8 protein-coding genes are annotated in these 12,948 nt (G+C 70.2%); 2 read left to right on the forward strand and 6 right to left on the reverse strand.

The genetic code is table 11. The features are described from left to right. The first annotated feature begins 52 nt into the window (after positions 1–52). On the forward strand, positions 53–1,585 hold the full coding sequence (locus tag DI272_RS15315; protein ID WP_109495908.1) for an MFS transporter: 1,533 nt from the start codon (positions 53–55) through the stop codon (positions 1,583–1,585). Positions 1,586–1,648: 63 nt separating this feature from the next. Here DI272_RS15315 and serA read toward each other — a convergent pair whose 3' ends face one another. The 6 genes from serA to DI272_RS15355 all read right to left on the reverse strand — a co-directional run bounded on the left by serA (position 1,649) and on the right by DI272_RS15355 (position 11,617). Continuing rightward, positions 1,649–3,238: a phosphoglycerate dehydrogenase gene (gene serA / locus DI272_RS15320; protein WP_109495909.1), complete on the reverse strand. Its 1,590-nt coding sequence runs from the start codon at positions 3,236–3,238 to the stop codon at positions 1,649–1,651. Between the two features lie 232 nt (positions 3,239–3,470). Continuing rightward, positions 3,471–4,469: a ketol-acid reductoisomerase gene (ilvC, locus tag DI272_RS15325; protein ID WP_109495910.1), complete on the reverse strand. Its 999-nt coding sequence runs from the start codon at positions 4,467–4,469 to the stop codon at positions 3,471–3,473. Positions 4,470–4,582: 113 nt separating this feature from the next. After that, a complete protein-coding gene (ilvN, locus tag DI272_RS15330) occupies positions 4,583–5,107 on the reverse strand; it encodes an acetolactate synthase small subunit (protein ID WP_109495911.1) in 525 nt (174 codons plus the stop codon). Positions 5,108–5,128: 21 nt separating this feature from the next. Beyond that, a complete protein-coding gene (locus tag DI272_RS15335) occupies positions 5,129–6,976 on the reverse strand; it encodes an acetolactate synthase large subunit (RefSeq protein ID WP_109495912.1) in 1,848 nt (615 codons plus the stop codon). A 228-nt stretch (positions 6,977–7,204) separates the two neighbouring features. Further along, the gene (locus DI272_RS15350; protein WP_181387193.1) at positions 7,205–10,216 is read right to left on the reverse strand and encodes a bifunctional diguanylate cyclase/phosphodiesterase; all 3,012 of its coding nucleotides are present in this window, start codon (positions 10,214–10,216) and stop codon (positions 7,205–7,207) included. 393 nt (positions 10,217–10,609) lie between these two features. Then, complete coding sequence (locus DI272_RS15355) at positions 10,610–11,617, reverse strand: 2-hydroxyacid dehydrogenase (RefSeq protein WP_181387194.1); 1,008 nt, start codon at positions 11,615–11,617, stop codon at positions 10,610–10,612. Between the two features lie 77 nt (positions 11,618–11,694). On the opposite strand from DI272_RS15355, the gene DI272_RS15360 reads away from it, so the two are divergent. Beyond that, a complete protein-coding gene (locus tag DI272_RS15360; RefSeq protein ID WP_109500852.1) occupies positions 11,695–12,693 on the forward strand; it encodes an aldo/keto reductase in 999 nt (332 codons plus the stop codon). Positions 12,694–12,948 lie beyond the last annotated feature (255 nt).

The following is a 12,948-nucleotide window of genomic DNA, read 5'->3' on the forward strand; positions in this document are numbered from 1 at the left end:
ACTTACACAAGCGTTCTAGACAAGCGTTTAAGACGCGCGTACATTCCTCGGCATGACAACGAACCCGCCCCGTGCCGGACGCCGCGAATGGACCGCCCTCGGCGTGCTGATGCTTCCGCTGCTCCTGGTCTCGATGGACGTCTCCGTCCTCTACTTCGCGATCCCCTCGATCAGCGCGGACCTGGAACCGTCCGGCACCCAGCAGCTGTGGATCTTCGACATCTACGCGTTCGTGCTGGCGGGCCTGTTGATGACGATGGGCTCGCTGGGCGACCGCATCGGCCACCGCCGGCTCCTGCTGCTCGGCGCCACCGCCTTCGGCGCCGCCTCCCTGCTCGCGGCCTACGCCGACAGCGCCGAGACCCTGATCGCGGCCCGCGCGGTCCTCGGCATCGGCGGCGCGACCCTGATGCCGTCGACGATGGCGCTGCTGCGCACGATGTTCACCGACCCCGGCCAGCGCGCGAAGGCGATCGGCCTGTGGTCCGGCGTGATGACGGCCGGCATCGCGCTGGGCTCGGTGATGAGCGGGGTGCTGGTCGAGTACTTCTGGTGGGGCTCGGTCTTCCTGGTCAACCTGCCCGCGATGGCCCTGCTGCTGGCACTCGGGCCGATCCTGCTCCCGGAGTCCCGCAACCCGGCCCCCGGCCGCTTCGACTGGCTGAGCGTGCCGCTGTCCATGGCCGCCGTGCTCCCCGTGATCTACGGCCTGAAGGAGATCCCCTCCGAGGGCTGGAACGTCCGCTACGTCGTCTCGATCACCGTCGGCCTGCTCTTCGCGGCCCTGTTCGTCCGCCGCCAGCGCACCACGGCCGCACCGATGATCGACCCGGCCCTGTTCCGTGGTCGTGGCTTCGCCCCCGCCGTCGCCCTGAACCTCGTCTCGGCGTTCGGGATCATGGGGTCGGCGTACTTCACCACGCAGTATCTGCAGTCGGTGCTGGACAAGAGCGCGCTGGAGGCGGCCCTGTGGGCGCTGCTGCCGTCGGTGCCGATCGGTGCGGCGGCGCCGGTCGCGACGAGCCTGGTCCAGAAGGGCGTCGCCCGCGCCCGGGTCGTCACCGCGGGCTTCGTCATCGCCGCGGCCGGGTTCGTCGTCCTGTCCTTCGCCGGTACGGACTCGCTGTGGCTGGTGCTGACCGCGTGCGCGGTCCTCGCCGTCGGCGGTGTCGTCGTGATGTCCCAGATCATGGACCTGGCGATGGGCGCCGCCCCGGCCGAGCGGGCGGGCTCCGCGTCCTCCCTGATGGAGACCGGCTCCGAGTTCGGTGGCGCGCTGGGAATGGCGCTGCTCGGCTCCATCGGTACGGCGGTCTACCGCCACGAGATGCCGGCCTCGGCCCCGGACGTGGCCCGGGAGACGCTGGGCGGGGCGCTGGCGGTGGCCGATCGGGTGCCGGGTCTCGCGACGGTGGCCCGGGAGGCGTTCACCAGCGGGATGCAGGGAGCGGCGATCGGAGGAGCCGTGTTCCTGACGGCGGCCGCGGTACTGGCGGCGGTGATGCTGCGGGGCGTCAAGGTGCGGGAACCGGGGCAGGAAGCGGAACCGGGGCAGGAAGCGGAACCGGAGACAGTGTCCGCCTGACGGCAGAAAGGCGGGGCGCGCCGAGGTCGAACCTCGGCACGCCCCGCCTTCTTACGTGGTCCCTCAGACCAGGTTCACCGCGCGGGCCGACGTGGCGCCGATCTCCGCCTCGACCTCGGCCAGCACCCCGGAGGGCACCGTGTCGTCGACGGTCAGCACGGCCAGCGCCTCGCCGCCCACCGCCGCACGGGCGACCTGCATGCCGGCGATGTTGATCCCGGCCTCGCCGAAAATGCGGCCCACGGTGCCGACGACACCCGGACGGTCCTCGTAGCGCAGGACGACCATGTGGTCGGCGAGGGCGAGATCCACGTCGTACTCGCCGACGGCCACGATCTTCTGCAGGTGCTTCGGTCCGGCCAGCGTGCCGGAGACCGCCACCTCCTCGCCGCTGCCGAGCGTGCCGCGCACGGTCACCACGTTGCGGTGGTCGGACGACTCCGAGCTGGTCGTCAGCCGCACCTCGACGCCGCGCTCCTGGGCGAACAGCGGGGCGTTGACGTAGGAGACCGTCTCGTCGACGACGTCCTCGAAGACACCCTTGAGGGCGGACAGCTCCAGCACCTTCACGTCGTGCTGGGTGATCTCGCCGTAGACCTCGACGTCCAGGCGGACGGCGACCTCACCGGCGAGCGCGGTGAAGATCCGGCCGAGGCGCTCGGCGAGCGGCAGACCCGGCTTGACGTCCTCGGCGATGACACCGCCCTGGACGTTGACCGCGTCGGGCACGAGCTCACCGGCGAGCGCGAGCCGCACCGAGCGGGCGACCGCGATACCGGCCTTCTCCTGGGCCTCGTCGGTGGAGGCACCGAGGTGCGGGGTGCAGACGACCTGGTCGAGCTCGAAGAGCGGGGAGTCCGTGCAGGGCTCCTTCGCGTACACGTCGAGACCGGCGCCGGCGACCCGGCCCTCCTTCAGCGCCGAGAACAGCGCCTCCTCGTCGACGATGCCGCCGCGCGCGGCGTTGACGATCCGCACGCTCGGCTTGACCTTGTGCAGGGCCTCGTCGCCGATGAGACCGAGGGTCTCGGGGGTCTTGGGCAGGTGGACGGTGATGAAGTCGGAGACCTCGAGGAGCTCGTCCAGGGACAGCACCTTGACGCCCATCTGCGCGGCCCGCGCGGGCTGCACGTAGGGGTCGTAGGCGACGACCTTCATGCCGAAGGCGGACATGCGCTGCGCGACGAGCGCGCCGATGCGGCCGAGGCCGACGACACCGAGGGTCTTCTCGGCGAGCTCGACGCCCGTGTACTTGCTGCGCTTCCACTCGCCGTTCTTCAGGGCGGTGTTGGCCTGCGGGATGTGGCGCGCGGTGGCCAGCAGCAGACCGCAGGCCAGCTCGGCGGCGGTCACGATGTTGGAGGTCGGGGCGTTGACGACCATCACGCCGGCCTTGGTGGCGGCGGAGACGTCCACGTTGTCCAGGCCGACGCCGGCTCGTGCGACGACCTTCAGGCGACGGCTCGCGGCAATGGCCTCGGCGTCCACCTTGGTGGCGGAGCGGATCAGGATCGCGTCGACCTCGGCGATGGCGGGCAGCAGCTCGGCGCGGTCCGCGCCGTTGCAGTGCCGGATCTCGAAGTCGGGGCCAAGCGCGTCGACGGTCGCGGGCGACAGCTCTTCAGCGATGAGTACGACGGGTTTCGAGCTCACGTGAGTCCTCACATGTCCAATGCGGACGGCCGTCCCGACGGCCGCAGGCGGTGGAGGGTTGCTAGCCGCGTGGAAGACGCACGACGCTGTGGGCCTGACGCGTATGTAGTGCAGCAGTGTAGTGGCGTCGCGAACGTCGTTTTACGCCGCTGCGGAAGGATCACCCGTCCGTGGTCGGACAGGTTGGACAACGGGGCCGGAGCATGCCGCTCCGGCCCCGTCGTTCGAGGACTTACGCCTCCTCGTCCACCCAGCTCATCAGCTTGCGCAGCTGCTTGCCGGTGGTCTCCAGGAGGTGCTCGGAGTCCTGGGTCTTGTACTCGTTGTACTTCTTCAGACCGCCGTGGTACTCGGCCATCCACTCACGCGCGAAGGTGCCGTCCTGGATCTCGGCCAGGACCTTCTTCATCTCGGCCTTGGTGGCGTCGGTGATGATGCGCGGACCGGTGACGTAGTCGCCCCACTCGGCGGTCTCGGAGACCGACCAGCGCATCTTCTCCAGGCCACCCTCGTACATGAGGTCGACGATGAGCTTCAGCTCGTGCAGGCACTCGAAGTAGGCGATCTCCGGCTGGTAGCCCGCCTCGACGAGGGTCTCGAAGCCGGCCTTCACCAGGGCGGAGGTACCACCGCACAGGACGGCCTGCTCACCGAACAGGTCGGTCTCGGTCTCCTCGGTGAAGGTCGTCTTGATGACGCCCGCGCGGGTGCCACCGATGCCCTTGGCGTACGACAGGGCCAGCGCGAAGCCGTTGCCGGTCGCGTCCTGCTCGACGGCCACGATGCAGGGGACGCCGCGACCCTCCTCGTACTGGCGGCGCACCAGGTGACCCGGGCCCTTGGGGGCGACCATGCACACGTCGACGCCCGCCGGGGGCTTGATGAAGCCGAAGCGGATGTTCAGGCCGTGGCCGAAGAACAGCGCGTCGCCGTCCTTCAGGTTCGGGGCGATCGACTCCTCGTAGACCTGGGCCTGGATCGGGTCCGGGACCAGGATCATGATGACGTCGGCCTCGGCGGCAGCCTCCGACGGGGTCACCACGCGCAGGCCCTGCTCCTCGGCCTTGGCCTTGGACTTGGAGCCCTCGTGCAGACCGACACGGACGTCGACACCCGAGTCACGGAGCGACAGCGCGTGGGCGTGGCCCTGGCTGCCGTAACCGATGACCGCGACCTTGCGGCCCTGGATGATGGACAGGTCGGCGTCGGCGTCGTAGAACAGCTCGGCCACTTTGGGTTCTCTCCTTGAGTGCAGGTGTTGCGTCCCACCGTATGACGGCGGGGTGAAGTGAAGTTTCGGGGTCTCGCTATACGGGCGGCCGACGACGGCCGCCCGTATGGGCGTCAGGCGGAACGGTCGAGCGCGCGCAGCGACCGGTCCGTGATCGACCGCGCACCGCGGCCGATCGCGATGGTGCCGGACTGGACGAGCTCCTTGATGCCGAAGGGCTCCAGCATCTTGAGCATGGCCTCCAGCTTGTCGCTGGAGCCGGTGGCCTCGATGGTGACGGCCTCCGGGGAGACGTCGACGGTCTTGGCGCGGAACAGCTGGACGATCTCGACGATCTGCGAGCGCGTCTCGTTGTCGGCGCGCACCTTCACCAGAACGAGTTCACGCTGAACGGCGTTCGACGGCTCCAGCTCGACGATCTTGAGGACCTCGACGAGCTTGTTGAGCTGCTTGGTGACCTGCTCCAGCGGCAGCGCCTCGACACTCACCACGATGGTGATGCGGGAGATGTCGGCGTGCTCGGTGACCCCGACGGCGAGGGAGTCGATGTTGAAGCCGCGGCGGGAGAACAGCGCGGCGATCCGGGCGAGGATGCCCGGCTTGTTCTCCACCAGGACGGAGAGCGTGTGCTTGGACATGATCTTTTACGTCTCTCTCGCTCAGTCGTCTTCGTTGTCGCCGAAGTCGGGGCGGACGTCCCGGGCGGCCATGATCTCGTCGTTGGAGGTGCCGGCGGCGACCATCGGCCACACCATGGCGTCCTCGTGGACGATGAAGTCGATGACGACCGGGCGGTCGTTGATGGAGTTCGCCTCTTCGATGACCTTGTCGAGGTCGGCCGGGTCCTCGCAGCGGATCGCGTAGCAGCCCATGGCCTCCGACAGCTTCACGAAGTCGGGGACGCGGGTGCCGCGGGCGTCCGGGTTGACGTCGTCCGGGCCGCTGTGGAGCACGGTGTTGGAGTACCGCTGGTTGTAGAAGAGGGTCTGCCACTGGCGGACCATCCCCAGGGCGCCGTTGTTGATGACGGCGACCTTGATCGGGATGTTGTTCAGGGCGCAGGTGGTGAGTTCCTGGTTGGTCATCTGGAAGCAGCCGTCGCCGTCGATCGCCCAGACCGTCCGGTCCGGCCGGCCGGCCTTGGCGCCCATCGCCGCCGGGACCGCGTAGCCCATGGTGCCGGCGCCGCCGGAGTTCAGCCAGGTCGCGGGCTTCTCGTACTCGATGTAGTGCGCGGCCCACATCTGGTGCTGGCCGACACCCGCCGCGAAGATCGTTCCCTCCGGGGCGAGCTGCCCGATGCGCTCGATGACCTGCTGCGGGGAGAGCTGGCCGTTGTCCGGCTGCTCGTAGCCCAGCGGGTACGTCTCGCGCCAGCGGTTGAGGTCCTTCCACCAGGCGGTGTAGTCGCCCCGGTGGCCCTCGCTGTGCTCCTTCTGCACGGCCTGGACCAGGTCGGCGATGACCTCGCGGGCGTCACCGACGATCGGCACGTCCGCGGCGCGGTTCTTGCCGATCTCCGCGGGGTCGATGTCGGCGTGGACGATCTTGGCGTGCGGGGCGAAGCTGTCCAGCTTGCCGGTGACGCGGTCGTCGAAGCGGGCTCCGAGGGCGACGATCAGGTCGGCCTTCTGCAGCGCGGTGACGGCGGTGACCGCACCGTGCATGCCCGGCATTCCCACGTGCAGCGGGTGGCTGTCGGGGAATGCGCCGAGCGCCATCAGGGTGGTGGTGACGGGCGCTCCGGTGAGCTCTGCGAGGACCTTCAGCTCGGCGGTGGCCTGGGCCTTGATGACGCCGCCGCCGACGTAGAGGACGGGCCGCTTGGCGGCGGTGATGAGCTTGGCCGCCTCGCGGATCTGCTTGGCGTGCGGCTTGGTCACCGGGCGGTAGCCGGGGAGGTCCATGACCGGCGGCCAGGAGAACGTGGTCTGGGCCTGGAGGATGTCCTTGGGGATGTCCACCAGCACCGGGCCGGGGCGGCCGGTGGAGGCGATGTGGAACGCCTGCGCGATGGTCCGCGGGATGTCCTCGGCCTTGGTGACCAGGAAGCTGTGCTTGGTGATCGGCATCGTGATGCCGACGATGTCCGCCTCCTGGAAGGCGTCCGTGCCGATCGACTTGGAGACCACCTGACCGGTGATCGCCACCAGCGGCACCGAGTCCATGTTCGCGTCCGCGATCGGGGTGACCAGGTTGGTCGCGCCCGGACCCGAGGTCGCCATGCAGACGCCGACCTTGCCGGTGGCCTGCGCGTAACCGGTGGCCGCGTGACCGGCGCCCTGCTCGTGGCGGACCAGGACGTGGCGCACCCGGGTGGAGTCCATCATCGGGTCGTACGCCGGCAGGATCGTGCCGCCGGGGATACCGAATACCGTGTCGACACCGACCTCCTCGAGAGAGCGGATGAGGGACTTCGCACCCGTGACGTGCTCGGGTGCGGACTGCTGTCCTCCGGATCGGGGCCGCGGCTGCGGATGGTGGGCCCCGGTGGCCTGCTCGGTCATCGTCATTCTCTTCTCGATGCTGAGGGTTTTTGCGAGGTTCGTGCGGTGTGGGCGGTTTTACGTTCGGTGCTGGTGCAACAAAAAACCCCTCGTGCCGGAAGGCAAGCGAGGGGAGCGCGCCGGGAGTGGTCGCTGAGCGGTCGAGGCTCAGCTTCAGCCGACGCGCTTTCCAAGTACGAGAATTCGGGTGCGCATGGCACTGACCCTCCCCCCGGCGCGCACCACGTGTCAAGTGGGTGGGACGGGAGTCTCATTATGTGAGCGAAGGGCACTTCCGCCTCCGAGGACTGCGGTTCCGCCCTTGAGGACGGCCGTCACGCCACTGGTGACTCCACTTGTGTACACCCCCGCACCGCCGCCCGCGAACGCCGGCTCGATCGGTCCGTGCGGCACCGGAAAGTGGCCGGAAGTGAGCGCCCGGCGCAGCCGGTACTCGTCCAGCGGGCCGGAGAACGCCATCCCCTGACCGTGTGTACAGCCCATCGCCCGCAGCGCCACGACCTGCTCCGGCAGATCCACGCCGTCGGCCACGGACTGGAGCCCCAGATCACCGGCGATCCTGAGCAGTCCGCTGGTGATCTTGTGCAGCCGCGCGGACTCCACGACCCCGTCGACCAGGCTGCGGTCCAGCTTCAGGATGTCCACGGGCAGTCTGCGCAGCGCCGTGATCGCCGCGTATCCGCTGCCGAAGCCGTCCAGCGCGATCCGGACACCGAGCCGGCGCAGCGCCGCCAACCGGCGCTCCAGCTCGTCCAGGGAGACCCGGGGGTCGGTCTCGGACAGCTCGATCACCAGGGACCCGGACGGCAGCCCGTGCCGGGTCAGCAGGGCCTCGATCGAGCCGGGCGGCAGCGAGCGGTCCAGCAGCCGGCGGGCGCTCATCCGGACCGTCACCGGCACGGACACCCCGGTCCCGGTCCGCTCGGCGGCCTGCTCGACGGCCTCCTCGAGGATCCAGCGGCCGAGTTCCTGCGTCTTGTCGCTGTCCTCGGCCACCCGCAGGAACTCGGCGGGCGTGAACAGGACACCCTGCGAGGAACGCCAGCGCGCCTGGGCGGCGACCGAGGTGATCCGGCCGTCCTCCAGACACACCACCGGCTGGTGCAGCAGCGCGAACTCGCCGTCGTGCAGCGCGGCGCGCAGGCGGGTGGCGAGTTCCGCCTTGCGTACGACGTCCTGCTGCATCTGGGGCGCGTACAGCTCGACGCGTCCCTTTCCGGCCGACTTGGCGCGGTACATCGCCAGGTCGGCGTTGCGCAGGATCTCGCCCGCACCCAGGCCCGGCTCGGAGAAGGCGACGCCGATGGAGGCGGCGACCCGGACATCGTTGCCGTCGATGAGGTAGGGCTGGGAGAGCGTGATCCTGAGCCGGTCGGCCAGTTCCAGGATGTGGCGTTCGCGGGCGGAGCGGTCACGGGTGCCGTCGCCGACGATCAGGGCCGCGAACTCGTCGCCGCCGAGCCTGGACGCGGTGTCGCCGTGCCGGACCGCGTCCTGGAGTCTGCGGGCGGCCTGGACGAGCAGCTCGTCCCCGGCCTGGTGCCCGATCGTGTCGTTGACGGCCTTGAAGCCGTCGAGGTCGATGAAGAGGACGGCCGTGCCGCGGTCGGAGGCGCGGCGGCCGGAAAGCGCCTGCTGGACGCGCTTGGTGAACAGGGCGCGGTTGGGCAGGTCGGTGAGCGGGTCGTGCTCGGCGTTGTGCTGGAGCTGCGCCTGGAGGCGCACTCTCTCGGTCACGTCCCGGCTGTTGAAGATGAGGCCGCCGTGGTGGCGGTTGACGGTGGACTCGACGTTGAGCCAGCCGCCGTCGCCGGACTTGAAGCGGCACTCGATGCGGGTGGTGGGTTCCTCCAGCGGGCTGGCGGCGAGGAAGCGGCGCACCTCGTGCACCACGCAGCCCAGGTCCTCCGGGTGGATGAGGTTGGCCAGTTCCGTACCCACCAGGTCCTCGGCGGAGCGTCCGTAGACCCCGGCGGCGGCCGGGGAGACGTACCGGAGGATGCCGTTGGGTGCGGCGATCATGATGACGTCGCTGGAGCCCTGCACCAGGGAGCGGAAGTGGCTCTCCTTCTGGGCCAGTTCCTGGGTGAGGGTGATGTTGTCGAGCAGCATGATGCCCTGGCGCACCACGAGGGCGAGCACGACGGTGCCGCAGGTGAGCAGCACCACGCGGTCGACGCTGCGGCCGTTGAGCACGTTGTAGAGGATGCCCAGCGTGCAGACGGCGGCGGCGAGGTAGGGCGTGAGGGCGGCCAGGGAGCCGGCGATGGGCCGGGCGGCCGGATACCGGCTGTGATCACCCCCCTGCGGGGACGGGTGGTGGTGGATGCCGCCACGCGGCCTCGGCAGGTGTTCGTGCACCACGCGCGTGTGCGGCTCGTCGTCCCCGTGCCCGTGCCGGGGCGTGGCCCAGGGGGCGTAGGCGAGGAGCAGCGAGCCGGCGAACCAGCCCGCGTCCAGCAGCTGCCCCGAGCGGTAGTCGTTGTGCAGCAGCGGCGAGGTGAACAGGGCGTCGCACATCACGGTCAGGGCGAGCGCGCCGATCGCGGTGTTGACCGCGGAGCGGTTCATCGCCGAGCGCCGGAAGTGCAGCGCGAGCACCATGCTGACCAGGGCGATGTCGAGCAGCGGATAGGCGAGGGACAGCGCGGTGTGGGCCACGCTGGGCCCCTCGGACTTGGCCGCCTGGGCGAGCGCGAGGCTCCACGACAGCGTGAGCAGCGAGCCGCCGATCAGCCAGGCGTCGAGCGCGAGACAGACCCAACCGGCTTTCGTCACCGGCCGTTTGGCGAGGACCAGCAGGCCCACGATGGCGGGCGGCGCGAAGCACAGGAAGAACCCGTCGGCATAGCTCGGGCTCGGCACGGGCCGCTCCAGGACGACCTCGTACCACCCCCAGACCAGGTTGCCGAGGCAGGCCATGGCCGAGGAGAGCGCGAAGAGCAGCCAGGCCGGCCGAAAGCGGATACGGCGTCGACGGGCGTAGAGGAAGCAGGACACGGCGGCGATGCCCGCCGCGGCGCTCAGCCCGAAGTCACCCATGATCAGGGCGAGTTCGTCAGAACCCCAGCCGAGTGCGGAACCGATGGCGTATCCCGCGCAGATCAGGGCCAGGACGAGTTGATGGACCAGGCTCGCCCCGCCGTCGGCGGACGGCGGACGGGACAGCAGCGCCCCTGGCGAAGGCCGGTCGCGCAGCGCTCCGTTGAGGGTGGTCGTGGGAGGCGGCGGCGAGCTCACCGGACCCTCCAGGTCCGCTGCGCCCCCGGGTCCAGCGGCTCCCGGGTCGCTGGGTGCGCATGCCTTTTGCGGCCGCTGTGCCTGCGGTGGTGATGGCTGTGACGGCAGCTGTGGCTGCCGTGGTGACCGCGTCTGTGCGCGGCCGTGTGCCAGGGTCGCCGCCGGCTGCCCCGCCGCGTCGGATCGTTCGTCCATAGGCCGTGCATCGCCCGTCGCCCCCCTCACAGTCTGCAATGTCCATCCCCGGCGCCGAACGGTGCGCGGCGCAGCCCCTGTCGGGACGATACACCAGTCTCGTCACTCAGGGACATAGTTCCTCTACGCTCCGTGACGACCAGCGGCGTTGTGGGCACGGACCGCGTCCGTAAGGTTGCGGAGGGTGCCGGAAGCGGATTACGTGCTTGCTGTTCCGCGGTCCTGGGCGCCCGCGGGGCCCGCCGCGGCATCGCCGGAACCCGTCGTAAGGATCACGTTGCGCAAGGGCTCCCGGTTCACGAAACGCCCCAACTGATCCACCAGCAACCGTTTTGCGCGCGGCAGGAAGGCGGAGGTGGGCCCGCCGACGTGCGGGCTGATGAGCACACCCGGCGCCTGCCAGAGCGGGTGCCCCTGGGGCAGGGGCTCGGGGTCCACCACGTCCAGGGCGGCGGTGATGCGGCCGCTCTCCAGTTCGGCGAGGAGCGCCTTGGTGTCGACGACGCCACCGCGCGCGACGTTCACGAGGAGGGCGCCGTCCTTCATCCGGGCCAGGAACTCGTCGTTCACCAGGCCACGGGTGGAGTCGTTCAGAGGCGTGGAGAGGATGACGACATCCGCCTCGGGCAGCAGAACGGGCAGGTCGGCGAGCGGGCGCACCGGTCCGCGCTCCGTGGTGCGCGCGGAGCGCGCGACGCGCACCACCCGCGCGAGCTCGAACGGCACGAGCCGGTCCTCGATGGCGGCGCCGATGGACCCGTACCCGACGATGAGCACGCTCTTGTCGGCCAGCGCGGGGTGGAAGTCGCCCTGCCAGTGCTCCTGTTGCTGGGCCCGCACGAACCCCGGGATGCCGCGCAGTGAGGCGAGGGTGAGGGTGAGGGCGAGCTCCGCCGTGCTCGCCTCGTGCACTCCGCGCGCGTTGCACAGCCGTACGCCGGGGGCGATGTCGGACAGCTGTGCCATGACGTCGTCGACGCCGGCGGTGAGCGTCTGCACGAGCTGGAGGTTCCGCATCTCCTTCAGCGGGCGCACCTTGACGGCCTGCCGCTTCATGTACGGCACGACGTAGACGACGCACTCGGCCGGGTCCCCGGGGAACTCCTGCTCACCCTCCTCACCCCCGTCCCAGAAAAGGTAGTTGGGGCCCTCGGGGAGCCCGGCGATCTCGTCCGGCGGGATGGGAAGCCACACGTCAGCGGTCATGGTCACGAGGCTATGTCAGGTACGCGAGGACGCAGAGGTTAGGTTGTGGGGTGCCGGAAGAGGAGGGTCACGAGCAGGTGGAGCGCAGGACGATCGGCGCGGGGGCACTCGCGGTGGGGGCCGTCGGACTCGGCTGTATGCCGATGAGCTGGGCGTACAGCGGGTCACGGCAACGGGGCGAGGAGTCGCTGCGGGCCGTGCACACAGCGCTCGACGCGGGCACGACGCTCCTGGACACGGCCGACATGTACGGCCCGTTCACCAATGAGCTGCTGGTGGGGCGGGTGTTGAAGGAGCGGCGCGGGGACGCGTTCGTGTCGACCAAGGTCGGCCTGCTGGTGGGCGAGCAGCACATCGTGGCCAACGGCCGCCCGGGGTATGTGAAGCGGGCCTGTGACGCGTCCTTGCGGCGCCTGCAGACGGACGTCATCGACCTCTACCAGCTGCACCGCGCGGACCCCGAGGTCCCGGTCGAGGAGACCTGGGGCGCGATGGCGGAGCTGGTGCGGGCGGGAAAGGTGCGGGCGCTGGGTCTGTGCGCGATGGGAGCGCGCGGCGGCCGCCGCTCCGGCGCCCGCTTGTACGACGCGACGATCAGGCAGTTGCAACGGGTGCAGCAGGTCTTCCCGGTGAGCGCGGTGGAGGCGGAGCTGTCGGTGTGGTCACCGGAGGCGCTGGAGTCCCTGCTGCCGTGGTGCGCGGCCCGGGGCGTCGGGTTCCTCGCGGCGATGCCCCTGGGCAACGGCTTCCTGACGGGCACCCTCACCCCCGGTGAGGGCTTCGAACCGGACGACCTGCGCGCCCGTCACCCCCGCTTCACCGCGGAGATGATGGCCGCCAACCAGCCGATCATCGCCACCCTCCGCCGTATTGCGACCCGACACGGCGACAACGTCACGCCGGCCCAGGTCGCACTGGCATGGGTACTGACCCGGGGCAGCCACGTGGTACCGGTACCGGGCACCAAGCACGAGCGGTGGGCGAGGGAGAACGCCGGCGCGGCGGACCTGCACCTGTCGTCCCAGGACCTGACGGAGCTGGCGGAGCTGCCGGGGGCACAGGGGTCGTGGGACTGAGCTCCTGAGGCGGAGGCGGAGGCGTGGGCGGGGCGCCGGGGCGGAGCGGGCTTGTGGGGCGGGGAGATCTCGGGGTGTGAGGGAAGGCTGCACGGGTCCCGGGCCACCGCCGGATAGTCGGCCTCCGCTCCTCCCACACCCCCGGCCACCACCAAACAGCCGGCCTCCGCTCCACCAACACCCTTGCCCCCGGACAGTCGGCCTCCGCTCCTCCAAAACCCCCGGCCACCGCCACCCACCAGATCGCCGGAACCA

Source organism: Streptomyces sp. Act143, from assembly GCF_003143935.1.
In the GTDB taxonomy this organism is placed as follows: domain Bacteria; phylum Actinomycetota; class Actinomycetes; order Streptomycetales; family Streptomycetaceae; genus Streptomyces.

Coding starts and splice junctions, on each gene's coding strand:
- DI272_RS15335 (WP_109495912.1), bottom strand. CDS start 6,976: ATGACCGAGCAGGCCACCGGGGCCCACCATCCGCAGCCGCGGCCCCGA.
- ilvN (WP_109495911.1), bottom strand. CDS start 5,107: ATGTCCAAGCACACGCTCTCCGTCCTGGTGGAGAACAAGCCGGGCATC.
- DI272_RS15315 (WP_109495908.1), top strand. CDS start 53: ATGACAACGAACCCGCCCCGTGCCGGACGCCGCGAATGGACCGCCCTC.
- DI272_RS15355 (WP_181387194.1), bottom strand. CDS start 11,617: ATGACCGCTGACGTGTGGCTTCCCATCCCGCCGGACGAGATCGCCGGG.